At 64.0% G+C, this 25539-nt stretch carries 22 protein-coding genes; 11 read left to right on the top strand and 11 right to left on the bottom strand.

What is annotated here, in order from left to right; genetic code table 11:
* Positions 1-17: 17 nt before the first annotated feature.
* Positions 18-473, bottom strand: coding sequence for an META domain-containing protein (locus A8V01_RS14790; RefSeq protein WP_103096605.1), 456 nt, complete (start codon positions 471-473; stop codon positions 18-20).
* Between the two features lie 312 nt (positions 474-785).
* Positions 786-1583, bottom strand: a complete 798-nt coding sequence (locus A8V01_RS14795; RefSeq protein WP_146037270.1) for a bestrophin-like domain — start codon at positions 1581-1583, stop codon at positions 786-788.
* A 294-nt stretch (positions 1584-1877) separates the two neighbouring features.
* Between A8V01_RS14795 and A8V01_RS14800 the strand changes: the two genes are divergently transcribed.
* Positions 1878-2528 carry a response regulator gene (locus A8V01_RS14800; protein ID WP_103096607.1) on the top strand — a complete coding sequence of 217 codons (651 nt, stop codon included), beginning with the start codon at positions 1878-1880 and terminating at the stop codon, positions 2526-2528.
* 3 nt (positions 2529-2531) lie between these two features.
* Here A8V01_RS14800 and A8V01_RS14805 read toward each other — a convergent pair whose 3' ends face one another.
* From A8V01_RS14805 to A8V01_RS14815, 3 genes are all read right to left on the bottom strand, one after another.
* A complete protein-coding gene (locus A8V01_RS14805; RefSeq protein WP_103096608.1) occupies positions 2532-3296 on the bottom strand; it encodes a sensor histidine kinase in 765 nt (254 codons plus the stop codon).
* A 175-nt stretch (positions 3297-3471) separates the two neighbouring features.
* On the bottom strand, positions 3472-4395 hold the full coding sequence (locus A8V01_RS14810) for a formylglycine-generating enzyme family protein (protein ID WP_103096609.1): 924 nt from the start codon (positions 4393-4395) through the stop codon (positions 3472-3474).
* Between the two features lie 143 nt (positions 4396-4538).
* Entirely contained in the window at positions 4539-5615 is a 1077-nt protein-coding gene (locus tag A8V01_RS14815; RefSeq protein ID WP_146037271.1) for a porin family protein, read from the bottom strand.
* Between the two features lie 13 nt (positions 5616-5628).
* On the opposite strand from A8V01_RS14815, the gene A8V01_RS28230 reads away from it, so the two are divergent.
* From A8V01_RS28230 to A8V01_RS14835, 4 genes are all read left to right on the top strand, one after another.
* Positions 5629-5877 carry a hypothetical protein gene (locus A8V01_RS28230; protein WP_146037272.1) on the top strand — a complete coding sequence of 83 codons (249 nt, stop codon included), beginning with the start codon at positions 5629-5631 and terminating at the stop codon, positions 5875-5877.
* A 32-nt stretch (positions 5878-5909) separates the two neighbouring features.
* The gene (locus A8V01_RS14825) at positions 5910-7112 is read left to right on the top strand and encodes a BamA/TamA family outer membrane protein (protein WP_245892562.1); all 1203 of its coding nucleotides are present in this window, start codon (positions 5910-5912) and stop codon (positions 7110-7112) included.
* 108 nt (positions 7113-7220) lie between these two features.
* Positions 7221-8198 (top strand): SphA family protein, encoded by a 978-nt coding sequence (locus A8V01_RS14830; protein ID WP_103096613.1) that lies wholly within the window; start codon positions 7221-7223, stop codon positions 8196-8198.
* A gap of 21 nt (positions 8199-8219) precedes the next feature.
* The gene (locus A8V01_RS14835; protein WP_103096614.1) at positions 8220-8591 is read left to right on the top strand and encodes a DUF1622 domain-containing protein; all 372 of its coding nucleotides are present in this window, start codon (positions 8220-8222) and stop codon (positions 8589-8591) included.
* Here A8V01_RS14835 and A8V01_RS14840 read toward each other — a convergent pair.
* The gene (locus A8V01_RS14840; RefSeq protein ID WP_103096615.1) at positions 8577-9188 is read right to left on the bottom strand and encodes a YidH family protein; all 612 of its coding nucleotides are present in this window, start codon (positions 9186-9188) and stop codon (positions 8577-8579) included. The two genes, A8V01_RS14835 and A8V01_RS14840, sit on opposite strands and share 15 nt — an antisense overlap.
* Positions 9189-9424: 236 nt before the next feature.
* Between A8V01_RS14840 and A8V01_RS14845 the strand changes: the two genes are divergently transcribed.
* From A8V01_RS14845 to A8V01_RS14860, 4 genes are all read left to right on the top strand, one after another.
* The gene (locus A8V01_RS14845) at positions 9425-10270 is read left to right on the top strand and encodes a transporter (RefSeq protein ID WP_211295022.1); all 846 of its coding nucleotides are present in this window, start codon (positions 9425-9427) and stop codon (positions 10268-10270) included.
* A gap of 177 nt (positions 10271-10447) precedes the next feature.
* A complete protein-coding gene (locus tag A8V01_RS14850; RefSeq protein WP_103096616.1) occupies positions 10448-11254 on the top strand; it encodes a DUF2092 domain-containing protein in 807 nt (268 codons plus the stop codon).
* Positions 11251-11859: a hypothetical protein gene (locus tag A8V01_RS14855; RefSeq protein WP_103096617.1), complete on the top strand. Its 609-nt coding sequence runs from the start codon at positions 11251-11253 to the stop codon at positions 11857-11859. Before A8V01_RS14850 ends, A8V01_RS14855 begins: the two co-directional genes overlap by 4 nt.
* A 32-nt stretch (positions 11860-11891) precedes the next feature.
* The gene (locus A8V01_RS14860; RefSeq protein WP_103096618.1) at positions 11892-12752 is read left to right on the top strand and encodes a bile acid:sodium symporter; all 861 of its coding nucleotides are present in this window, start codon (positions 11892-11894) and stop codon (positions 12750-12752) included.
* Positions 12753-12785: 33 nt separating this feature from the next.
* Here the strand turns inward: A8V01_RS14860 and A8V01_RS14865 are convergent, their stop codons facing one another.
* The 3 genes from A8V01_RS14865 to A8V01_RS14875 all read right to left on the bottom strand — a co-directional run bounded on the left by A8V01_RS14865 (position 12786) and on the right by A8V01_RS14875 (position 17325).
* Positions 12786-13688, bottom strand: coding sequence for a hypothetical protein (locus tag A8V01_RS14865; RefSeq protein WP_245892564.1), 903 nt, complete (start codon positions 13686-13688; stop codon positions 12786-12788).
* Between the two features lie 353 nt (positions 13689-14041).
* Positions 14042-15601 carry a glutamine-hydrolyzing GMP synthase gene (guaA, locus tag A8V01_RS14870; protein ID WP_103096619.1) on the bottom strand — a complete coding sequence of 520 codons (1560 nt, stop codon included), beginning with the start codon at positions 15599-15601 and terminating at the stop codon, positions 14042-14044.
* 644 nt (positions 15602-16245) lie between these two features.
* A complete protein-coding gene (locus tag A8V01_RS14875) occupies positions 16246-17325 on the bottom strand; it encodes an acyltransferase family protein (protein WP_170065940.1) in 1080 nt (359 codons plus the stop codon).
* 274 nt (positions 17326-17599) lie between these two features.
* Here A8V01_RS14875 and gyrB point away from each other — a divergent pair, with 274 nt between their 5' ends.
* Positions 17600-20134, top strand: coding sequence for a DNA topoisomerase (ATP-hydrolyzing) subunit B (gene gyrB / locus A8V01_RS14880; protein ID WP_103096756.1), 2535 nt, complete (start codon positions 17600-17602; stop codon positions 20132-20134).
* Between the two features lie 310 nt (positions 20135-20444).
* On the top strand, positions 20445-22529 hold the full coding sequence (locus A8V01_RS14885) for a TonB-dependent receptor domain-containing protein (protein WP_103096621.1): 2085 nt from the start codon (positions 20445-20447) through the stop codon (positions 22527-22529).
* A gap of 45 nt (positions 22530-22574) precedes the next feature.
* Here the strand turns inward: A8V01_RS14885 and A8V01_RS14890 are convergent, their stop codons facing one another.
* Positions 22575-23816: a UbiH/UbiF/VisC/COQ6 family ubiquinone biosynthesis hydroxylase gene (locus A8V01_RS14890; protein ID WP_103096622.1), complete on the bottom strand. Its 1242-nt coding sequence runs from the start codon at positions 23814-23816 to the stop codon at positions 22575-22577.
* Positions 23813-25507, bottom strand: coding sequence for an alkaline phosphatase family protein (locus tag A8V01_RS14895; protein WP_103096623.1), 1695 nt, complete (start codon positions 25505-25507; stop codon positions 23813-23815). Before A8V01_RS14895 ends, A8V01_RS14890 begins: the two co-directional genes overlap by 4 nt.
* Between the last annotated feature and the right edge of the window lie 32 nt (positions 25508-25539).

A 25539-nucleotide genomic window follows, 5' to 3' on the forward strand; every position in this document is an offset into this window, starting at 1 on the left:
CCCGAGTTTGTCCGCCCTTAATGAGCCGCATCCCTGAACGTGAAGGTCGCGGTCCCGGACTGCACGATCAGGGTGCGCTCGTCATCGGTGAAGCCATATGTGTTGCCGCCCGGAAGACCCGATAGCACCACCCCGGCGATCCGGTCGTCAGGGCACTTCATCTTCGTCGATCGGATTTCATCAATGCGCAGCACGCGCCGCATCACCGATGCAGACCAGCCAGCCGTCCCGGTGTTGCAGTCCAGCCGAAGCCGCGCATTGTCGTGCGCCACGAACTCTATGGTGTAGCGGGCGGCCTGCTCCGACGACAGGTTGTTGACCGCATCGCCCTGCCGGATCGACTGGAGTTGCCAGGTCGGCCCGATGAGCGAGCTTTCGCGCGCCGCCATTTCATTGATCGATGCGCAGCCCGCGATCGCCAAAAGGACAGCCAGGCTGCCGGACATACGTTCTAGCTTCAGGCGCACGGCCATATGCGAAACCTCCGGATAGGATTGTGATGTTCATTCGAGGGTGCCGGGCCGCCACAGGGGGGTGTCTCACTCAGCGGCCCGGCGACTGCGTCACACCGCTGCGGACGGGTGACGGCAGCCTTTCGCTAACGGCACTTGGTCCCCCCACAGCTTGCCGAAAAACTGCGAGGTTCGGGCCGGATACCCGGTGGCTGTTGGGACCGGCCCGATCGATACCTTGAGCGCGCGCCGGCAGGGCGGCCATCGGGAAAACGCCTGAGTTTGGCTTGCGGGCCTTACCCGTCCGCTGCCGCATCGACCGCCGCCTGACAATCATGGCACCGGCTGGGCCGGTACAGCCTGCGCCATCCGGTCAAAGCTTCCCGCCGGGTTCTTGCGCATCATGTCGAGCAGCAGCTCCATCGGCTTTTGCGTTTCGATGATGCCGCCCGAATTGGGGCGATCGATATCGATCACCAGCAACAGCGACCCGCCGAACAGAACCAGCAACAGCGACGCCGTAGTGCGCCCCCTGCGCCCGCCCAATACATAGCCCAGAACGCCCGCTGCGATCATCTGATAGATGACCAGCACCAGGAACACCTCCATCGGCACGTGCGCGCGGCGCGACTGCTGGCGCGACGCGTCCATGTCGATCATCTGGTTCATCGTGGTGAGGTACGAGCCCGAGAACGGGCGCGTCTGCATCGTCGGGAATGCCGCCACCGTCGCCTGCCACAGTTCGATGATCAGCGCGTCGCTTGCGGCAAGACGCCTTTCCTGATCGGCCCCCACCTTCTCGCGCGCCAGCGCCACGCGGTTCGCGGTATAGTCGGTCAGCAGCTTGCTGATACGGGTGCGGTGCGGCTCTTCGAGAAGCTGCGTGCGCAGGTACGTGGTGCCGATCGCGTTCGCTTCCTCCAGCACGACGGCGCGGCGGGTGTCGTAGCGGTCAATCGCAAGCGCGAAAGTGAAGCCGACCAGCAGCGCCAGCAGCCCCATCACCGATGAGACGACATAGCCTTCTTCATTATGCGAACGTTCGCCTTCACTGTCGGTAAACCGCTTGCGCAGCTTCCAGCCGACAAGGGCAGCGATCAGCATGCCCAGGTAAATCACAATGCCGATCATCCAGATCGGCGCCGTCAACAACCACTGCCCCACTGCGGATACTCCGGCATTATTTCAATCCGCCGGTAGGTTGTTGAAATAGGGCTATTGTTTCCATCAGTAGAAACCCGCTAGTCAGGAGCGAACACCCCCAAGCGCCGGAGGAATGTTCTGCAAGGACCAGTAATCATGCGTGGATTGGGGCGAGCATCCGCGTGTCTAGGGGGCAATCCCGATGGCGACACCGCCTGAATATCACGATCATCCTACAATGCAGCGCGCCACACATCGCCGCCGAACGGCTCAGGAGGGGAAATGAGCAGTCCTGTTCGTCGTATCGTTCTGGCAGACGACCATGAAGCCATCAGGCTGGGCGTCCGCTCGGTCCTGTCCGCCCATCCCGACTGGCGCATCGTCGGTGAGGCATCGGATGGGCGCGAGGCCCTGGAAATCATCCGGTCGGTACGCCCGGACATCGCCATCCTCGACTATTCGCTGCCGATGATGAACGGCCTCGAACTGACGCGGGCGATCAAGAAGGAACTTCCACGAACCGAAGTCCTGATCTTCACCATGCACGATCGGGAAGACGTTCTGGCGGAACTGCTGACGGCCGGCGCGCGCGGATACCTGCTGAAATCGGACGCCAGCAAGCACCTGATCGCGGCGGTGGAGGCACTGTCGATCCGGCGGCCCTATTTCTCAGGCAACGTATCGCAAACGCTGCTGGACCGCTTCGTGGAGATGGCCGCACGCGAAACATCCGCGACCGCGCTTACCCCGCGCGAACGCGAGATCGTGCAGCTGATCGCGGAAGGTCGGCTGAACAAGGAAATCGCGGCCATCCTTGGCCTTTCGATCAAGACGGTCGAGACGCACCGGGCGGCGGCGATGCACAAGCTCGACCTCAACAGCACCGCCGATCTGGTGCGCTACGCAGTGCGCAACAATATCATCGAACCGTAAGGCTCAGCGCCCTCCCGGCGCCCATCCCATCGGGCCCTCGGTCGTCGCGCAGATCCGCAAGGGATTGCCCACGATGGCCGAAACCGCCGTGCCCTGTTCGAACAGGCTGATCCGCACCCGGCCGCCCACTTCCTCCATGCGCTCGGTCATGGCCCTGACGCCTACGCCGAGGCCCGAGCAGATCGCATCGCGCGCGCCGCTGCCGATACCATAGTCCCGCACGCGCAGGCACATCCAGTTGCAGTTGCAATGCAGCCGTACCTCCGCCCGCTGCGAACCGCTGTGCTTGAAGACATTCATCAGGGCTTCCTGCGCGATGCACAGGACCGCCAGTTCCATTTCCGGCGGCAGGCCATCACGATAGCCGCGCGTGCTGAATGAAATGTCGATGCCCGTGCGCGCCGCCATGCCCAGCGTCAGCGCCTCAAGCGCTCCGACCAGGCCATAACGTTCCAGTTCGGGGGGGTGAAGAATATAGGAAAGGCACCGCATCTGCTCCTGCAACCGTGCCACGACTTCTCTGGCGTCGGCCTGGGGCGGCAGATCGCCCGACTTGCCCATGACATTGAGCGCAAAATCCAGTTCAAGAAGAAGCTGGGCGGTAACGTCGTGCAGTTCACGCGCTATCTGCCTTCGTTCGTCGTTTCTTGCCCGCAGTACGCAAAGCGCGGTGTCATCCCGGCGGTCCGTACCAAATGCCGCTTCCCGCTCCAATACTGTTCCGACCCGCAGTGCCCTGTTGAAAGCATCCGAATTGACGGCGTGCATACATTCCCCCTTAGCCTGCGACAACTTGATGAGTTTTCCTCATTCAAGCCAATGTCCCGATAAGATTAGGGAAAACCCCTAAGCGTGGCAAATAAATTCATGCAATATTCACCTATTTTAAAAATATATAGGTAAACTAACGCTAATTTACCGAGATACACTTGCCAAAAAGCCATCAATCTTGACGGCCGCCGCGTACTACGCAACGAAATCCTACGTGACTGGTTGAAGTATCGATCGGCTGCGCATGGCGGGCTGCCGGCCGGTAACGGCGGCAATAATTGGGCGCACACAAGTGCGAACCGCCTTTGAGCACCTTGCGGGCGATGCGGATCGCGGGCATCGCCGGATCATAGCTGTCATCAAGCGCCGCGCCGCGTGGATTGCGCGGTGCGCAGCAGGCCTTGAGCGGCGCTGCGGCATGATGGTCGGCGTAATAATCCGCCGTCCACTCCCAGACATTGCCGATCATGTCGAACAGGCCATACCGATTCGCCGGATAGCTGCGCACCGGAGACGTGCGCATGAAGCCATCCATCATGGTGTTCTGATTGGGAAACTCTCCCTGCCAGGTGTTCGCCTGAGGAACGCCATCGGGCATGAGTTCATCGCCCCAGGCAAATTCCGTGCGGTCCAGCCCGCCACGTGCGGCAAATTCCCATTCCGCTTCGCTGGGCAGTTCCTTGCCCGCCCACTTTGCGTAAGCCTGCGCATCCTCGAACGCGATGTGCACGACCGGGTGATCCTCCAACCCCTCCAGCGAAGACCCGCGCCCCAGTGGATGGCGCCAGTCAGCGTCGAGTCGGTAATCCCACCATTGCGAGAAGTCGTGCAGGGAAACCCTGCGGGCAGGCGGTTCGAACACCAGCGAGGCGGGCTTGAGCAATGCGGGATCGGCCCCCGGATAGTCCGCCGGGTCGGGCGCGATCTCGGCGCTGGTAACATGCCCGGTCGCCGCCACGAATGCCTGAAAATCGCGATTTGTCACCGGGGTCTCGTCAATCCAGAAAGGATCGACCGCAACGGGATGGGATGGCTTTTCTTCGGGATAGTGGTCGTTCGACCCCATCCAGTAGATGCCGCCATCAAGATGGATCATTCCGGCGAGGTTCGCCTCTGCACGCGTGGCCAACTTCCATCCTCCTAACCACTTTGATTGACAAGTTACCGCTCCCTTGCCGCCAGGGATATCGGTGTCATCAGTAGTTTCCGCTTAGGGAAAACCCTGAGAGAAAGATCGGGTCAGAACCGAACTCCGGTGCTGGCAAGGATGCGCGTGGATTCGGCCCCGGCCTGCAATTCGGCCTGGAATGTCAGGTGGCGGCTCAGTTCCACGTTGAAGCCGGCCACCGCTGCCCAGGGCTTGCGCGCGGACATATCGACCTTGTACCGCAAGTGGATGCCTTCTCCGTCCTCGAACAGAGGGCCGCTGGCGACCACGCCTTTGACCGTGGTGTCGAGATCGAAGTAATTCGCGCCGAAGTACGGGGCGAGATAAGTGTTTTCCCCAAGCCGGAAGCGAGTTCCTCCCCGCAGGCCCAGGTTCGTCGATTCGACGTCGGAGCGCTGCTTGGACGAAATGCTCACGGTCTTTGCCACGGTGCCCAGCACGAACCACTTCTCGTTGCCGTAGACAAGAATGGTCCCCAGCGTGACCGTGGTGTTGCTCACACGGGTATCGATCGGCAGGCGAACGGTCCCGCAGGGCTTGGCAGGCCGGCAAAAGGGGAACGGCACGACCTGATCAAGATCGACGTCCACGTCGATCCGGTTGTTTCCTTTAACCTTCCCGATCGAAGCGAAGAAATTGACGCCGGGGAACAGCCACAGGTCGGCCTTGAAACCCATCAGCCGGTTGTCGCCTTCCAGCCTGTGCGTGGTGACCGAAGGCAGCGCCGTCATCTGGACGTCGGGGCTGGGATCGCCGCCCTTGCGCACGGCCGCCGACAAGTTGCGCGTATCGAAGCGGGTATCGGTCCAGACCATCAGCGCCCCCAGCCCCCACGGCTCGGGAATGCGGTAGCCCCGCGCGATCGCGGCACGCCCGCCCAGCGGGAACAGCCGGTGCCGCTCCTTTTCGGGCGGTTGGGCAGGATCCGGCGCGCTCTCCGCCAGTGCGAGGCGTTGACTATCGACAGGGCGGGCTGCGCCCTGTTCTGGGCCGTCATCTACGCCCTCGATCTGAGGGCCTGCGAGGGGTTCGGGATCAGCCACCCCGCCTTCGCCATCCCCTTCCCCTGCATAGGCACCAGACGGCGCCAGAAGAGCGCTGCCGATCAGGCAACCAAGGAGCGAGGCGAGCACAGGGCGTTGCATCATCAGGCCAGCATGCATGCCGCAATGCATGGGCGGTATCGGGGTTACTCCCAAGACATGCCGACAGGCGGCCCAGCCCAACCCGATCCTTCCCGGCCCGATCCTTCCCGGCCCGATCCTTCCCGGCCCGATCCTTCCCGGCCCGATCCTTCCCGGCCCGATCCTTCCCGGCCCGATCCTTCCCGGAGCGCCCCACCCAACCGGGGCACGCCAGCATCGGGTCTGGGTGGAAGTCCCGATGGGCACCCTTCCCTGCCCACCCTAGCCTGAGCGCCGGGCACGCAGGGAGAATTGTGCATGCGCCGTGTCAGAAGCTGGCTGATGGGCACGATCACTGTGGCCGCGATGGCCATGGCCCCGGCGGCATGGGGTCAGGCGGCCATCATGCCCGAAGAACTCGATCGGCAGACCGACACCCTTGGCCCCGCGCCTTCCGAACCAGGGGAACCCCCGCATGGAACGGAGGCCGCCCCAGATGACCGCGTCAAGCCGGACTTGCTGATCGCCCCAATACCGGTTTCCAATCCAGCCTTCGGCACCGGGGGGGCGCTGGCAGGCGTGCTCTATTACAACCCCAACAATTCCCCAAAACCATGGGTCACCGCCGTCGCCGCCGGCTACACCAGCACTGACAGCTGGGCGGCGGGGCTCTTCCACAACATGGCGCTGGACGACGACCGCTTTCGCATCACCGCGCTTGCAGGCTACGGCGATGTACGGCTCAAGTTCTACGGTATCGGGTCGAATGCCGGTGACGCAGGCGTCTCCGTAAAGCTGCGCGACCGGGGCCTGATGACATATCTGGACGGGCAGATGCGGATCTTCGACAAGGGCCTGCTGTCCAATCTCCATGTCGGCGCGCGGGTCAGCTTCCTGCGCGTGCGTTCGTCGATCAGCATTCCGACACCGAACCATCCCGAACTGGAACTGCCCGATTTCGAACTGCGCAGCGGCGTGGCCGCGATCGGGCCGTCCTTTACCTTCGACACCCGCAACCACCCCTTCACCCCCCGCAAGGGCGTGCTGGTAACAGGCACATGGATGTTCGGCGCGGGCTTTCTTGGCAGCGACTTCGAACATCGCAAGCTGGAGATCCTGTCCACCGCCTTCTTCCCGCTGGGCAAGGGGACGGTGCTTGCCGTGCGCAAGACGATGTGCGCGACGTCAGGTAATGCCCCCTATTACGACTTGTGCATGTTCGGAAGGAACAACGACCTGCGCGGCTACGAAGCGGGGCGTTACCGCGATGGCGCCACGTGGGCGCTGCAGGCCGAAGTGCGCCAGCGCGTGACGGGCAAGCTTGGCGTGGTCGGCTTCGCGGGGGTCGGCGGCATCGCGGCCAGCAGCAAGGATATCTGGAAGCACAGCCACGTGCTGGCATCGGGCGGCGCGGGTCTGCGCTACCTTGCCTCAAAGGCCAACAACGTGAACCTGCGCCTGGACGTTGCCTGGGGCAAGGACGGCGCCGCAGTCTACTTCGGCATCGGCGAGGCGTTCTGACCACGCGCGCGGGGAACCGTCTATGCCCCGGCTCGGGGTAAATCCCGATTCGCCTTTCCTTCCGCGCGCATAGGCTCGACGCTCGATCAGGTCTGGCGGAGAAAGCCAATGGAACAACGGACACATCGCACGATGCTTGCCGCTGCGGTCGGCGCGGCGGCGCTTTTCGCGCTGCCCGGCGCCGCGCACGCCACGGAAAGCGGGGCGTCGCTGTACCTGCTCGGTTCGGGCGGGCCCGGCACTGCGGTCATGGCGCCGGTAGAAGGCGTCTACTTCGATAACGTGATCTGGGTCTATGACGGCAGCGCCAGCGCCCAGCGCAGCTTCCCGATCAACGGCAACATCGCCGCCGGCCTCGATACCACGATCGTCGCGGACTTCCCGACGATGCTCTTCGTGCCGACCACCAACGCGCTGGGCGGCACGCTGGCGCTGGGCGTGACGGTGCCGTTCGGCGCGCCGATGATCGACGTCGAAGCGCTGCTGACCACGCCCGGCGGGCCTTCCCTGTCCGGACGCCGTCACGACAGTGCGCTCACCACCGGCGATCCGGTTGCCGTGGGCATGCTGGGCTGGAAGGCGGACAAGCTGAACATCCAGCTGTCCACGATGGTCAACGTGCCGGTGGGCAATTACCGCGAGGGCGCGCTTGCCAACCTGTCATTGCACCGCTGGGCAGTGGACGGCTCGCTGGCACTCAGCTGGCATGACACCGATTCGGGCTGGGACATCACCGCCAAGGCCGGCCACACCTGGAACGGCCATAACGATACGACAGGCTATGACAGCGGCAACGAGATCCATCTCGAAGGCTCGATCGAAAAGGCGTTCTCGCCCAAGTTCTCGCTTGGCCTGCAGACGTACTACCAGAAACAGGTGACTGACGACGACGGTGCGCTTGGCCCCTTCCGGGGCGAGGTGTTCGCGGTCGGCGCCACCGCCGCCACTACGGTGACGATGGCCGGGGTGCCCGCCACCTTCCGCGGCCGCGTATTCCGCGAACTCGACACCACCAACCGCCTCAAGGGCACCTCGTTCTGGCTCGACTTCTCCGTGCCGATCCACATGAACCTGCCGTCCAACTGATCCAACTGAAAGGATTGCGCGATGGAAGAACTGCTCGGTCTTGTCGCATCATGGTCGGCGCTGATCCTGGAGGCGGTCGTCGCCCTGCTGGTGATGTACGGCGCGCTGGAGGCACTGGTGCGCATGGCAGGGTTGGCGCTCGACCGTTCCGATCCGGTGATGCGGCGGCGGATATGGATGAACTTTGCCCAGTGGATCATCCTGGCGCTGGAATTCGCGCTGGGGGCCGACATCATCCGCACCGCCATCGCGCCAACCTGGGACGACGTTGGCAAGCTGGCGGCGATCGCGGCGATCCGCACGGGCCTCAGCTTCTTCCTTGAACGCGATATCGAAGCCTTCGGGCCGGGGGAGGAAAAGAAGCCCCGGCCCTCAGGGTCAGCTGCCGAATAAGGTCAGCCCGAAGATGATGTTGGCGGCGGCCACACAGCCTACCAGAAGCAGCCCCAGCGCCACGACCAGGCTTACCGAGATCGGATAGGCGCTTTCCCCGTGGATAAGGCCCTGTTCGGTCAGTTCGAGGCGCCGCCTGCGCAATTCGTTGGCGAACTGGATGTGACGCCAGATGCCGCCTGCAAGGATCAGCATGCCCAGCAGGATCAGCGCGAGGCCGAAATTGCGCGGGGCGTGGCTGCCCGTCAGCATATCTGCCTTGGCCAGACTGCGGAACGTCTCGTAGATCGTGAAGCCGAACCCGATCATCGACAGCGACGTGCGCAGTTCGGCCATCAGCGTACGATCCGCCGCCATGCGCGTGCGCTGGATGGCCATCCCGGTGCGCCGCATGCCCAGTTCAGTGCGATGCTCGGACAGGTCGGTGCGGAATTCCGAAAGATCGGTCCGATGTTCCGAAAGGCCCGTGCGCCGGCGCGACAGCCCGGTGCGGAAGCGCGAATAGATCGTCGAGGCCTGTGATGCCTCTTCGGCGGCGATCTGGGGAAGGTCGGGCACGGTTTCGGGCACTACGCGCTCGGGACGGATCGGTTCCATGCTGGCTCCGGCTTTGGTTGTCAGGAAAACTGATGTTTCCCGCAGTGCCCCTGCCCCGACAATCGGGGGCCAACCCCGGCATCTCCAAGGGATAGCCCCTAGAACGGGAAGGCCGAGAGACGACACCGTTCGAACTGCGGGGTCGTCCCCATGGTCGATGGGGGCAATCCCCGATGGCTCCCTATTCGCATCTGACGAATGCTTTCCCTCGCAGACATGACAACGGAACCATTTTCATGAAGCGACGCGTCCTGACCTTCGTCACTGTTGCCGCCTCTTGGGCGACCTTAACCACGCCCCTGCATGCGCAGGAGGCCGAAACTGTGGCGCCCGTTGCTCCCCCGGCTGCGGAAACTTCGAGCCAGGGCCTTGCCGACCAGCTTGCCAACCCCGTGGCCAACCTCATCTCGGTGCCGTTCCAGTTCAACTACGACTGCTGCTACGGCCCGGCCGACGGCGACAAGCTGACCGTGAACATCCAGCCCGTCATCCCGATCTCTGTGGGAAGCGACTGGAATCTCATCACCCGTACCATCCTGCCGGTCGTCACGCAGGGAGAAACGGTGCGCGGCGTCGGCGGCGCCAGCGGACTGGGCGATACGGTGCAAAGCTTCTTCCTGTCCCCCAAGAATGCCAGCAACGGCTTCGTCTGGGGCGTAGGCCCGGTCATCCTGTGGCCGACCGGCGCGGACGCCTTTTCCGCGAAGAAGTTCGGCGCGGGGCCAACGGCGGTGATGCTCAAGCAGGGCGGCGGCATGACCTTTGGCCTGCTGGCGAACCACATCTGGTCCTTCGCCGATGCCGGAAATGCGCACCGGCCCGATGTCAGCGCCACTTTCATCCAGCCTTTCGTCACCAAGACGCTGCCCGATTCGACCGCATTCGGCCTCAATGTGGAAACCAGCTACGACTGGAAATCCGAAAGCTGGGTGGTGCCGGTGAACGCCACCGTCAGCCACGTCTTTGCGTTCGGCAAGCAGCCGGTCAGCCTCGGCGTCGGGGCCCGCTATTATGCAGAGCGACCCGAAGGTGGGCCAAGCTGGGGCGCGCGCTTCGTGATGACGCTCCTGTTCCCCAAGTGAAATCGCGGATCGCCTGAGCCGCACGGCAGGGTTCGTACCCTGCCCACTCAGCACAATCCCCGATGGGGCGCGCTGCAAGTGCGCTCGATAGTCACGCAGTCAGTGGAAGACAGCCCCTGCCCCTCCGCCCGCCGCAGGGCGTGCGGAACCAGGCCGGGATGTGGAGGAGACGAAGCGATGGCCAATGCGAATTTGCGACACGTGGTACTGGCGCTTGCCTGTGTAGGAGCGGGATTGCCGCTGACCGCAGCCGCGCAGGATACGGCGACCACCACCGCCGCCCCTGCCGACAGCGAGCCCCCCCTCATCGATCCCGAAGCGATGGCCGCAATGGACCGGATGAGCGCCGCGCTGCAGACCCTGCAGTTCTTCTCCGTCAAGTCCGAAGCGACGACCGAGATCGTTCTTGAAAAGGGGCAGAAGATCCAGTTCTCCGGCCACGTCGATCTCAAGGTCAAGCGCCCCAACGCCTTCCGCGTCGCCGCCGAGGCCGACACCCAGACGCGCGAGATGTACTACGACGGCAAGACCTTCACCATCTTCGCCCCGCGCCTTGGCTATTACGCTGCGTTCGATGCGCCGGCCACGATCGGCCAGACGCTTGACAAGGCGCGCACGGAATATGCGCTGGAAGTGCCGCTGGCCGACCTGTTCATCTGGGGCACCGACCAGACCATCCGCGCCCGCGTGAAGGAAGCCATGGTGATCCGACCCGAACGGATCGATAGCCGCACCTGCATGCATTACGCCTTCCGCCAGGAGAAGGTCGACTGGCAGGTCTGGATCGATCAGGGCGAAAAGCCGCTGCCCTGCAAGATCGTCATCACCAGCACCGAGGATGCATCGCAGCCTCAATACATCGCAGTTCTGAACTGGGATCTGAGCACGCCGGTAGACCCCGCCGCAATCGCCTTCGCGCCGCCGGCCGACGCCAAGAAGATCTCCATCGCTCAGGCTGCGGCCGACCAGGGAGAAGGCAAGTGATCAGGATCATCGGCAAGTCCGCGCTGGCGATCGGCGTCGGCGCACTGGCTCTGACCGGCATGCCGCTGGCCGCCTATCCGGTCGCGCATGGCGACATCGCCGCACCTGCGGTTACCCCGGCAGACGCGCAGATGGCTCCCAAGGGACGCGGCGGCGCAAAGCGCCCGCCCAAGGGTGGCGGGGGCGGCCATGCCTCACGCCCCGGCGGCGGCGGCCACGCTTCGCGCCCCGGAGGCGGATCGCATGGCGGATCGCATGGGGGAGGCTCTCACAACCGGCCCCACGGGGGCGGCCACTCGCACGGGCGTCCGCCGGCGCGCGGCGGTGCCAACGTCAACATCAACCACAACTACTACGACAATGGCCGCCACCACGGTCATCACGATCACTGGGATGACTGGGACGATGGCTGGCACCCGCTGGAAACCGCCGCAACCGTCGCGGTGACTGCAGCCGTTGTGGGCAGCATCGTGCGCAGCGTCCCGCCCAGCTGCAACTCCGTGATGGTCAACGGCATCAACTACTCCCAGTGCGGCAGCACCTGGTACCAGCCGCAATATGCCGGCTCCTCGGTCCAGTATGTCGTCGTCAATCCCCCGCGCTGAGCGGCCAATTCCCCCCGACTGAGGAGAGCAGCATGAGCATCGTCACCATCCTGCAACTGATGCTTACGGTAAGCATCATCCTGCTGCTCTTCTCTCTTTCGATGAGGGCGCGATTTGCCGACCTTGGCTACATGGTCACACACTGGAAGCTGGGCCTCGGCGCGATCATCGCGATGTTCATCGTCGTTCCCGCCGTCTCGATCATCCTTGCCAGCATGTTCGATATCGACCCGGCCGTGAAGATCGCGCTTGTGGCCATCGCATTGTCGCCCATACCGCCGGTTCTGCCCAGCAAGCAGATCAAGGCAGGCGGTCATGCCTGCTACGTAACCGGGCTGCTGATCCTCGCCACCCTCGCCTCGATCGTCATCGCGCCTTTCGGCGTGTCGCTGGGCGCATATCTGCTGGACGCGGAAGCAAGCATCACCCCGATGAGCGTGGCGATGCCGCTGGTGATCTCCATTCTCCTCCCGCTGTTCCTTGGGCTGATCGCGGGACCGGTTCTGGGCCGCCACGTCGATATCGTCAGCTCCATCGGCAGCAAACTGGGGTCGCTGCTTCTGGTGGTGGCCATGCTGGGCCTGGTCATCGTCCTGATGCCCGCGATCATCCATCTGATCGGACAAGGCACGCTGGCGGTGCTGACGGCGGCAATCATCGCCGGGCTTGCCGCCGGCTACATGCTGGGCGGCAAGGATCCGGGCGATCGTACCGCGTTGGCCCTCGCCGCTGCATCGCGCCATCCCGGCGTCGCCGTGGCCATTGCCACCCACAGCTTCCCGGATGCGAAGCTCGCGCCGGCAGCGATCGTCATGTCGATGGTGATCTCGACGCTCATCTCCCTGCCGCTGCTCCATCTGCTGACGAAGCAGGGCGGCGCGTCGCAGGGCTGACGCGCCACCCCCTGGTTCAAAAGAACGCGTGGTTCAGAAGGACGCCTGCAGGATCAGTGCCGGGCCGCGCAGCTTGTAGCGCACCCGGCCGCTCCACGAATCCTTCTCCACCCCCAGTCGATAATCGACATAGCGATAGGCAAGACCCAGGCTGGCGTGCTCGAACAGGCGATAGGCCGCCCCTGCCTGCAGGTTCAGCAGTTTGCCATCGTAATCGCTGATCTTGAGCGAGAGGTAGTCCACGCGGCCCGTCAGTTCCACGCGCGGAGCCGGTTGCCAGGTGGCGAACAGGCCGATGGTCGGCAGCGGAGCCAACACTTCCTTGCGCCGCGCGGTGACCTCTACCCCCTCACCGCCTGCTGACGCCTCTCCGGACAAAGACACGCGGAAATTGGTCGCATGCAGACCCAGCGCTGCACCGATTTCCAGATCGGGCTGGCTGACGAAGGCATAGCCGACCGTCAGGCGGTACACGTCGCTGGAAAACCCGCTGTCGACGCGGGCATTGACCGGATATGTCGTACCGTCGAACTCGATCTCGCGGGCCAGCCCCACCGATCCGCTGCGCTTGAGCCTGAAGAAGTCCGCGCCCACGACGACCCGCCCGAACCGGGCTCCGGCCGAAACTGCGGGGAGCACTTCCTTGCCGTCCAGATCAAGATCGCGCTCCAGATCGATATCGGTCCCGATGGCCTGTTCGGTATTGGCGTCCACCCGAACCCTGGTATCGACCTTGGGGTAATAGGCCTGGACATTGATCCAGAAATCGTCCGACAGCGTCTGCGCCTGCACGGGTGCCTGCCACAGCAGCGCTGCAGCGATGACACCCAGCGAAGCAGAGGGGCGAATGGCCCTGCCCAAACGGAGCGTGGCAGTTGCAACGGCAGAACCGGAACGGATCCGGCAAGGGTACTTCGATCGGAAGTGACGCTCCATAGAATGTTCCTCACAAGAACAGCCTGCCTTGACCAACAGCAGGACAGCCACATTGGGCCCGGCGGCTCTGCAACCGCAGATCACCTTGCCTTGCGGAACGTTACGCCCCGGCGCCGTCATCGATCATCGGGGTTTTCCCCATGCCGCACTCGGGACATCCCCTGATCGGAATGCTGCCAGCCCAACGACCCTCAAAACGCGTCGGAAAAGGGCATGCATTCGCACGGCCCGTCGCCACTGATCGCGACGGCGAACATCGGGCAGGCAAACGCCAAAACGAAAATAAGCCCGCATCTCTGCGGGCTTAGTTCCGTTTTCGTGCTACTGACTACCTGTCGGTGCCAGACGGCAAATCACTCCCACTCGATCGTGCCGGGCGGCTTCGATGTGTAGTCGTAGACCACGCGGTTGATGCCCTTCACCTCGTTGATGATGCGGGTTGCCACGCGGCTGAGGAACGCGGCATCGAAGGGGTAGATGTCCGCCGTCATGCCGTCGGTCGATGTGACCGCGCGCAGGCCGCAGACGCTGTCGTATGTACGCCCGTCGCCCATGACGCCCACGGTCTTGACCGGCAGCAGCACCGCGAAAGCCTGCCAGATCGCGTCGTAGAGGCCCGCGTTGCGGATTTCCTCAAGGTATACGGCATCCGCCTTGCGCAGAATGTCGCAACGTTCGCGGCTGACTTCGCCGGGGATGCGGATCGCCAGACCGGGTCCGGGGAACGGATGACGCCCGACGAACACGTCGGGCAGGCCCAGTTCGCGGCCCAGTTCGCGCACTTCGTCCTTGAACAGTTCGCGAAGCGGTTCGACCAGCTTCATGTTCATGCGCTCGGGCAGGCCGCCGACGTTGTGGTGGCTCTTGATCGTCACCGAGGGGCCGCCCGTGAACGAGACGCTCTCGATCACGTCGGGGTAGAGGGTGCCTTGCGCCAGGAATTCGGCGCCGCCGATCTTGTTCGCCTCATCCTCGAATACGTCGATGAAGGTCTTGCCGATGAACTTGCGCTTGGCTTCGGGGTCGGTGACGCCCTCCAGCCCCTTGAGGAACAGCGTCGACGCATCGACGTGGACCAGCGGGATGTTGTAGTGGCCGCGGAACAGGCTGACGACCTGATCGGCCTCGCCCATGCGCATCAGGCCGTGGTCGACGAAGACGCAGGTGAGCTGATCGCCGATCGCTTCATGGATCAGCACTGCCGCCACCGCCGAATCGACGCCGCCCGACAGACCGCAGATCACCCGGCCTTCGCCAACCTGGGCGCGGATCTCGTCGATCTTGGTCTTGCGGAATTCCGCCATCGTCCAGTCACCGGCAAGGCCGCAGACGTGGCGCACGAAGTTCTTGAGAAGCTTGCCGCCGTCGGGCGTGTGCACGACTTCGGGGTGGAACTGCATCGCGTAGATGCGCTTCTCGTCGTTGGCGATGACCGCGAACGGAGCGCCGGGGCTGGAGGCGACCGGGCGGAAGCCGGGGGCAAGGCTGGTCACCTTGTCGCCATGGCTCATCCAGACCTGATGCTTTTCGCCGACCTTCCAAAGCCCGTTGAACAGCGCGCATTCGTCCGCGATCTCGATGAAAGCGCGGCCGAACTCACCCGCGTCACCGCCGGTCACTTCGCCGCCCAGCTGATGCATGAGCGACTGCTGGCCGTAGCAGATGCCCAGGATCGGGCGGCCGCTTTCAAGGATCACGTCAGGGATACGCGGGCCGTTCTCGTCCAGCACCGAAGCGGGCGAGCCCGAAAGGATGACGCCCACCGGATTGATGCGGTGGAAGGCTTCCTCGGCGGCATTGAAGGGGGCGATTTCGGAATAGACGCCGGCCTCGCGCACACGGCGCGCAATCAGCTGCGTCACCTGGCTGCCGAAGTCGACGATCAGAACGGATTCGGTGGGCTGGATATTCATGGCGAGCCACTAGTCGCGCGCGCGTTTGCTGTCCAGTCCCAGAAAGGGGGCGATCGGCGCATAATTCGTTCCCCGAACGCCGCCCGCGCGCACTATTCGAGCTGGCACTGCCACGACCTGCTTTTCACGCTCGCAATGCAGCATTGACCGCAGGGTGGATTGCTGCCCATTTTTTAGGCAGCAGCTTTCACATCGCACCGTCACGCAATTGGCGGAGACGTCGATTGAAAAGCGTAAAAACCAAAGAGGCAACGCAAAACTGCCGGTTTCCGACTGCAGATTGAGCGTCTTGCACGAAACAAACGGGTTTCATTGCGTTTCATGCAACATAAATTGACGCTTTTGAATTTGCGCAATTTTTAAGCATCGCTATTTGCCGCATCGCAGCATGAGGCGCCGGAACGCTTCACGCGGCTAGCAGGGCGGAACGCCGGAACGTTCCGCACATGCGATGAAACCAAAAGAATGTTTGCAGGAGCCTTTATCATGACCCTCGTCCACCGGACGTTCGGGTTCGCTGCCGCGCTGGGCACCAGCGCGCTGGCGTTTGCGCTCACCCTCGCCTGATCATCAGGCCCAGGGGGCGTAACCCTGAATTACCCACGAGAAGGGCGGCCCTTGGGCCGCCTTTTTTCGTATGTGGATCAGGCGGCCAGTTTGACCGGCCCTTCCATGCCTGCCTGAACCGTGGCCGAAGGCTTTGGCGCAGGCCGCTGCCACGTCGGCAGGTCCATCAGCCAGCCTGCCGCACGCGTGCGCACCAGCAACACATTGCCCGCAAGACACGCCACCACCACCACCGGCACCGCGACGAGCGGATAGATGGCCCCCGCCCAGACGCTGCCCAGCACCGGCGCAGCCCAGCGCTCGATCAGGAACGCCAGCGCCGGCATCATCAGGAAATGCAGCAGGTAGATCGGCAGGGTCCGCTTCGCCAGCCACGACGCAGGCCGGATCAGCACCGAGCCACGCCGCGCGACCAGCACGCAAAGCATAGCGCCGGCCGCCACCGCCAGCACGTCCACCGGCAGCAGGAACGTGTCGGACTTCAGCGCCAGCGCCGCACCCGCCAGATAGCCCGCCCCCAGCAGCAGCACCCGCGACGCGCTCGCCCGTTCGACGAAGGCCAGGATCTCATCCTTCATGCGCACGCCCGCAACGAAGAAGATCGCGCAACGCAGCATCTTGGGCTCATGCGCGGCAAGCTGGCCTTCGAACACCGTGCCCAGCACCGAGAGCACCGCGCACAGCAGCAGCGTTGCCCAGACCGGCAGCGGCAGAGTGATGCGCGTCAGCAGGTAATAGATGCCCAGCGCCACCAGATACCACGACATCCGCGCGAGCAGCAGGACGGGCACCAGATGGTTGTGGTAGGTCAGTTCGGTCCACGATGCCGCCGCGTCCATCGGCAAGAAGAACTGATAGATCAGCCCCCATGTGAAGTAGAGGTAAAGCGGCTTTACCAGCCGGTTGCGCTGCGTATCGGCACGTGGCCGCATGATCGAATCCGACGCGAGCAGCCCCGACACCAGGAAGAACAGGGGCATGCGTACCGGCCGGATGAAACCGTTGACGACGTGCCAGCCCGCCTCCAGTTCGGAATTGGCGACCCAGGGCATCTGCCCTACCTGCTCACCCAGGTGCATGAGCACCACCAGCAGAATGCACCCCGCCTTGGCCAGATTCGGCCAGACGAGTTCGCGCCTGGAAATGGCTGTTGTCACCTGTGCTTCACCCCGTTGATTCGGCGGTGAAGCTACGTTGATATACTTATTTGAGTATTAATACTGATCATCTTTACTGCGCTGCAAACCTTTGCGCCCCGCCGCTTCATCGCGATTGCGCGCGCCGAAGTCACAAGGTCGTCATATCGATCCGCATCCCCTGCCCATCCATTGGCCGCAGCCTCGTCGGATGACCGTCGCACCCTTGTGGAAAACATGGCCCGCGCGCCCGGTTTCGCTTGGGTTTAGGGGCCGCAAACCCTATATGCTCGGCATGTCCAGCACTTCCGAAAACAAGAACCAGAACTCCTACGGCGCCGATTCGATCAAGGTGCTGAAGGGCCTCGACGCGGTCCGCAAGCGCCCCGGCATGTATATCGGCGATACCGATGACGGCTCGGGCCTGCACCACATGGTCTTCGAGGTTTCGGACAACGCCATCGACGAAGCACTGGCAGGTCACTGCGACCTCGTGCTGATCGAACTGAACCCGGACGGCTCGGTTTCGGTGGAGGATAACGGCCGCGGCATCCCGACCGGCATCCACCCCGAAGAAGGCGTATCGGCGGCCGAAGTCATCATGACCCAGCTTCACGCGGGCGGAAAGTTCGAGAACACCTCGGACGATAACGCCTACAAGGTTTCGGGCGGCCTTCACGGCGTAGGCGTCTCGGTCGTCAACGCGCTGTCGGAATGGCTGGAGCTGACCATCTGGCGCGAAGGCAAGGAACACTGGATGAAGTTCGCCCACGGCGATGCCGTTGGCCCGCTGGTGGTCAAGGGCCCTGCCCCCAAGGCCGAACAGAACCCGGACGCAGACGGCTTCAAGAAGGGCACCCGCGTGACCTTCCTCGCCTCCACCGACACGTTCAAGAACGTCACCGAATTCGACTTCGACAAGCTGGAGCACCGCTACCGCGAACTGGCGTTCCTCAACTCGGGCGTGCGCATCAAGCTGCGTGACAAGCGCCACGAAGAGGTCAAGGAGCACGACCTGTTCTACGAAGGCGGCATCGCGGCCTTCGTGCAGTACCTTGACCGCAACAAGACCGCACTGCTGGCGGAGCCCATCGCGATCTCGTCCGAGCGGGACGGCATCGGCATCGATGTGGCGCTGGAATGGAACGATTCGTATTACGAAAACGTCCTGTGCTTCACCAACAACATCCCGCAGCGTGACGGCGGCACCCACCTTGCAGCCTTCCGCGCGGCGCTGACCCGCACGCTCAACAGCTATTCGGAAAAGTCCGGGCTGCTGAAGAAGGAAAAGGTCTCGCTCACCGGCGACGACATGCGCGAAGGGCTTACCGCGATCGTCTCGGTCAAGCTGCCCGATCCCAAGTTCTCGTCGCAGACCAAGGACAAGCTGGTCTCCTCCGAAGTGCGCCAGCCGCTGGAAAGCCTGATGGCCGACCGCATGACGGAGTGGCTGGAAGAGAACCCCGCGCACGCCAAGTCGATCGTCCAGAAGATCATCGACGCTGCGGCCGCCCGCGAAGCCGCCAAGCGCGCCCGCGAACTGACCCGCCGCAAGGGCGCGATGGACATCGCCTCGCTCCCCGGCAAGCTGGCCGACTGCCAGGAGCGCGATCCCTCGCTCTGCGAACTGTTCCTGGTCGAAGGTGACTCGGCAGGCGGCTCCGCCAAGCAGGGCCGCGATCGCAAGACGCAAGCGATCCTGCCGCTCAAGGGCAAGATCCTCAACGTCGAGCGCGCGCGGTTCGACCGCATCATCTCTTCCAAGGAAGTCGGCACGCTGATCCAGGCGATGGGCACCGGCATCCGCGACGATTTCAATCTTGAGAAGCTGCGCTACCACAAGATCGTCATCATGACCGACGCAGACGTCGACGGTGCGCACATCCGCACCCTGCTGCTGACGTTCTTCCACCGCCAGATGCCCGAAATCATCCGCGCCGGGCATCTCTTCATCGCCCAGCCGCCGCTCTACAAGGTGTCGAAGGGCCGCAGCGAGGTCTACCTCAAGGACAACGCGGCGCTCGATCGCTATCTTGTCGAAGCCGGGCTGAATGGCCGCGTGCTGGAAACATCGGGCGGGGCACGCCTCGGTTCCGACCTTGAAGGTCTGGTCGAACACGCGATCCGCATGCGCAACCTGATGGCCTTCGTGCCGCGCCGCTACGATCCGATGATCGTCGAGGCACTGGCGCTGGCCGGCACCTTCGAGCCCGACCTGTCGGCCGAAGCCCGCAGCGCCGCGCTTGCCCGCACCGCCGCATGGCTCGATCGCGGCGACACCGAAGCGCGCTGGTCTGCCCGCCTCTCCGAAGACGGCACCGTCGAGGTTGAGCGCCTGTGGCGCGGCGTCACCGATCACCACAAGATCGAAGGCAGCTTCCTGTCCAGCGCAGAGGCCCGCAAGCTGGCCCGCCTTGCCGCTGAGAACGCCGAAGTTTACGCCGGTACCGCCCGCTTCGTGCGCGCCAGCGCCGCCGAAGTCGAACCCGAAGCCACCGAAGCGGCTGAGGGTGAGGAAGAAGCCCCCGCCACCGCTCGCCCGCTGCACGGCGCCGACGTGATCACCCGCCCCAGCCAGCTCCTCGCGCTGGTGCTGGCCGCCGGGCGCAAGGGCCTGTCGATCGCCCGCTACAAGGGTCTGGGCGAAATGAACGCGGAACAGCTTTGGGAAACCACGCTGGACCCGGAAAACCGCGTGCTGCTGCAGGTCAAGGTAGAGGACGCCGACGTGACCGACGAAATCTTCACCCGCCTGATGGGCGACATCGTCGAACCGCGCCGCGACTTCATTCAGGAAAACGCCCTCAACGTCGCCAACCTCGACGTCTAACAAAAACCGCGCCGTTCAGACGGCGTGCTGGAATCAGGAAGGGGCGCCCGACATCGGTCGGGCGCCCCTTTTTCTTTCGGACTGATGCGCCCGATACTGGCCGCATGCGCCAGCGAATAGCGCTTATCCATCCCTGATTATTGCCATCCCCCAACCTCCCCCATATTGGCCGCGAACAATTCGCATTAGCAGAAATTACGATGCAAAGCAGGTTCGTTCCAGGGAGGGATGCGGGCGGGGCGCTTTACTCAAGCCTGTTACCGGGCGCGCGGGAAGCGCCATGATGCATTGAATCAAAAGGGGGTTTTCAGTGATCACTATTCGCACGCGTATTCTCGCGACGACGTCGCTCGCCATGTTCTCGGCCCTGCCCACCGCGGCGCTTGCGGAGGCAGCGGACGCTCAGGCGGGCAGTTCCTATTCTCGATCCGAACCGATCCCGGACGATATCGTCGTTTCGGCCACCGGCTATGAACTGAACGTCAAGGACGCCCCGGCGACGATCTCGGTGATCACCGCCGACGAGATCAAGCAGCGCTCCTATACCGATATCACCGACGTGCTGATGAACGTGCCCGGCGTCCATATCCAGGGCGGCGGCGTCGAGCAGTCGATCATGATGCGCGGCATGAGTTCGGACTACACGCTGTTCCTCGTCGACGGGAAGCGCATGCAGGACAATCAGGCATTCGGCCTGAACGGCGCGCAGGCAGGTACGCCCGTCAACTTCCTGCCGCCGCTTGATTCGATCGAACGCATCGAAGTCATCCGCGGCCCGGCGTCCTCGCTCTATGGGTCGGACGCGATCGGCGGCGTGATCAACGTCATCACCAAGAAGGTGATGAACGACTTCGGCGGCAGCTTCACCACCGAATACATCAAGGCCGGCCCCGGCAACGACGTGACCAAGGACGGCATCAATGCCAGCCTTGCGCTCAACGTGCCGATCATCAGGGACCGCCTTTCGCTGCAGATCACCGGCGGCCTTCGCTATCAGGACGAGGCGGACTTCGTCGGCGGCAGCGACAGCGCGGCGGCCGACCCCGAATTCAAGCGCCGCAACATCGGCGGCAAGCTGAGCTTCCGTCTGGACGATGCCAACACCTTCACCGCAGGGGGCGGCCACACCATCCAGGAACGCACCGCGCACCCCGGCAAGAGCATTGCCGAAGGCGAGGAAACGACCTTCAGCAAGTCCCTGCGCGACAACTACTTCATCACGCATGAGGGCGATTACGGCAACCTCGTGTGGAACAGCTACGTCACTTACGACACCTCATCCAACCCGACCCGCGTGAACGCCACCACGGGCAATTCCATCGGCTTCGACACGCTGGTGGCCAATACCCAGGCCGCGCTGTCGCTATCGCGCCACAAGATTGTCGGCGGCCTCAACTACTTCCACGAAAAGCTGCAGGACGGCGCCACCAACGGCCTGAACCTGCCCGGCCTTGTGGTGCCCACCGACGTGGTGACGATGGATCGCAAGCAGTACGCAGCGTTCCTTGAAGACAACTGGGAGATCATCGACAACCTCTCGCTGCTGCTGAGCGGGCGTCTTGACCATAGCGAAACCTTCGGCACCCGCTTCAGCCCCAAGGCTTACGCGGTCTATACCGTGACCGAAAACCTGACGGTCAAGGGCGGGATCACTTCGGGCTACAAGGTGCCCAGCCTGCGCATGGCGGCGACCGATTTCGGATCGACGTCGAGGGGCGGCGTGATCATCGGCAACCCCGACCTGAAGCCGGAAAAGACCACCAATTACGAAGCCGGCATCAGCTATTCCAGCCGCAGCGCCGGGATTTCCACCAGCCTGACCGCCTACAAGAGCGACTTCAAGGACAAGCTGCTGCGCACCGGGCGCATCTGCGAGGCGAACGTGGAATGCGTCTACGGCGGCGTGACCTATCCGGCGCACCAGTACGGCTACACCACCTATGTCAATGTCGACACGGCTGAACTGAAGGGCGTGGAGTGGACCTTCGACTGGCGCGTGCTGAACGGCCTGCGCTATCGCCACAGCTACACCTATTCGCAGACGGAGCAGACTTCGGGCAACAACAAGGGCAAGCCGCTCAACGACATCCCCGAACACATGTTCAACGCATCACTGGACTGGGACGCGACCGACAACCTGAAGGTCTGGGGGCAGCTGAACTATCGCGGCAAGACTTCGGGCCGGACCACGAACTCAAGCGGTTCGGCGACCAACGACTTCCGCTATCCGCCCTATACGTTCTACAACCTGGGGCTGGTCATCAAGCCCAAGAAGGACCTGCGCCTGAACCTGGGCGTCTACAACCTGACCAACAAGCAGGTCACGCCGGAAGACGGCTTTGCCTACATCCTCGACGGCCGCCGCTTCAGCGCATCGCTGAGCGTCGATTTCTGAACAATCTTCTGCAGGTCCGCCGGCGGCGGGCCTGCAGACCGGCGCTTACGCCTGCAGCAGCTCGGGCAGCTTGCCCGACATGCCGCGCGCCTCGTCCATGAAGAAGCGCTTGAGCATGGGGGTGCGCTGAACCACGCCCATGCCAAGGCGCCGCACCGCACTGGCGCTGCGGCCGGGAACGCCGAACAGGCGGGTCAGCCCGTCCGTGGCGGCCATGACCATCAGGCTGTCCAGACTGCGCCACTTTTCGTAGCGGGCAAGCAGTTGCGCATCGCCCGGCTCAAGCCCAAGGCGCATCCCTTCGACCAGCACTTCGACCAGCGCGCCGACATCGCGCAGGCCCAGGTTCAGGCCCTGCCCGGCGATCGGGTGCATCCCGTGCGCGGCATCGCCGATCACCGCGAGCCGGTCGTCCACCACGCGGCCCGCATGGTGGAAGCGCAAGGGATAGCTCATGCGCGGGGCGGACAGTTCGATCCTGCCGAACACGCCATGCATCCGCTCCATCACTTCGTTGACGAACATCGCGTCAGGCATGGCGATGACGCCCGCCGCGTCCTTTTCCGCCACGGTCCACACCAGCGCGCTGCGGTGGCGCCCCTGATCGTCATCCAGCAGCGGCAGCAGCGCGAAGGGGCCGGCCGGATAGAAGATTTCCCATGCAGTGTTGCCGTGGGGCTTTTCGTGGAACAACCCGGTCACGAAGGCGCGGTGGTGGTATTCCCATTTCGCCAGCGCAAAGCCGGCTTCGTCACGGGTGGGCGACTGGCGCCCCTCCGCCGCCACCAGCAGAGATCCGGTGATCACGCGCCCATCGGACAGCTCCACTTCGACGCCGTGGGCGCTGCGATCCTTGCGCACGGCTTCGGTGCGCACGTGCCAGGCGATGTTCGGCTCATCGCGCGCGGCATCGAACAGGGCGATGCGCAAGTCACGGTTGGCGTACATGCGGCCAAGGCTGCCCTCATCGCCCTTGGGCGTGAAATCGATGCGGCCCGGCTTCATCCCGTCGGTCACCGCAATCGAATCGATCGGGCAGCCGAGCGCGGCCAGTTGCGGCCCCAGCCCGATATTGGCGAACAGGTTCCAGCTTGCCGTCGAGATCGCCGAGGCGCGGCCATCCGCACCTTCGGCCACGAGGTCAGCCGGGTCGGCCCGGTCGACCACGTGGGCGGTGATCCCCGCGCGGGCAGCGGCAAGCGCCAGCGTCATGCCGACAAGGCCGCCGCCCAGGATGATCAGGTCGCGCCTTTCCGGCGCTGCACTAACGATATTCGAGTCGCTCATCGCGAGCAGCTATCGGCCTCCCCGGCGTAGATGTCGAGGCACCTTCCGTCCCACGTGCCTGCAGGTTCGCTCAAACCGACCAGCGCGGCAAGGGTGGGTGCGATATCGACGGTTTCCACCGGCTGGGGCTGCTCCATCGTGGTCAGGCCCTTGCGCCAGAACAGCATCGGTACGCGGCGGTCATAATCCCACGGGCTGCCGTGCGTCGAAGCGCCGCCGGGACGCGGGGCCACGCCGGGAACGACCGCGCGCTTTGTCATCATCAGCACGTCGCCCGAACGGCCCGGCACGAACGATGCGGCAACGCGCTCGATCAGGGTCCAGTCCTGCGGGTGACCGGCGGGGACTTTCACCTTCGCGAGTTCGTCGGCGGTATAGGCGCCCGCGATCTGCGGATTGGCCTTGAGCTGCGTCATGAGGGTGGCGATCACTTTCTTGCGCTGCGCCGCCGTAAGCCCTGCGTTCAGCCAGATGTCACCCGAAGCGCCCGCGCCGTAGAGCAGCGGACCGTCCTTGGGGACGATGCCAGTCGCCTTGGAGACCAAGGCGGAGAGGCCCTTGTCGGTCAGCGCCGGATCAAGGCGGCTGGCTTCGGGCACGCCCTGCAGCTTCAGGCGCTCGGGCGCATCGATGCCGCCATGGTCGGCGCTGAGCACCACCGCATAGTCGATCCCGCGCGCGTCAAGCGCGGCAAGCAGGCGGCCGATCGTCGCATCCAGCACGTTCTGCTGGATGCACATCTCCACGCCCTCGGTCCCGAAGGCATGACCGACCTTGTCGTTCGCCGAATAGCTGACCGAAAGCACGTCGGGCACGTCATCCTTGCCCAGCGGCATCTCGTCGAGCAGGCGGATCGCCATGTCCGTGGTCACGTCATCGACGCGCGGGCCGTTGAGGTAGCTCTTGTAATCGCCCGGCTTGATCGGGAAGCGGAAGGTACCGATCGAGAAGCTGCCAAGGTTGACCGCATGGTCGTAAGGCGCGCACCAGCCTGGCGCGGGCAGATCGCCGTCGCCGGCCTCCACCGCCTTGGTGATCGCGGCATTCTGCGCCACGGCAGCGGCGGAAAGCTTGCGGTCGTCATACGTGACGAAGCCCTTGCCCTTGATCCAGTAGGCCGCATCCGAGGTATGCCCGCTCATCATCACCACCGCGCGATCCTTGGCGGAAACCGCGACGTTGAGCGTGGCGGGGTTCTTCGCTTTCAGCAGATCACCCAGCGTCGGCACCTTGAGGTGCATCGGGCTGATCACCGAATCCTGCGAATTGCTGGCAGGGTTGGTTTCGTCCTCCGAACAGTAGACCTCCTTGTCCTCACGCCCGATGCCCGGCTCGAACCAGCTGTTCGCCGGAATGCCGGTACGGTTGGGGTGAACGCCGGTCAGCAGGGTGGAGTGGCCGGGGCACGTCTCGGTCGCCGCGTGCGACTGGAAGCCCGAAGGGAACACCGCGCCGGTCAGCAGCCGGTTGAGGCCCTTGGAATAACGCTCGCGATATTGCTGGAACAGGTCCGACGAATACTGATCGACCGAGATGGCGACGATCAGCTTGGGCGGAGTCCGGGGAGCGGCCTCTGCCGCCGGGGCCGGGGCCGGGGCCGGGGCCGAGGACGGGGCCGCCTCCTGCGCGAAGACGGGGGCGGAAGTGCCGAGCGCGAGAGCAACGACGAGCGAGGAGAGCGGCAGGCGCATCGGGGGAGGTTCCTTGAAAAGTCCGAGCGTTG

Origin of the sequence: Novosphingobium guangzhouense (assembly GCF_002896965.1) — a bacterium.
In the GTDB taxonomy this organism is placed as follows: Bacteria; Pseudomonadota; Alphaproteobacteria; order Sphingomonadales; family Sphingomonadaceae; genus Novosphingobium; species Novosphingobium guangzhouense.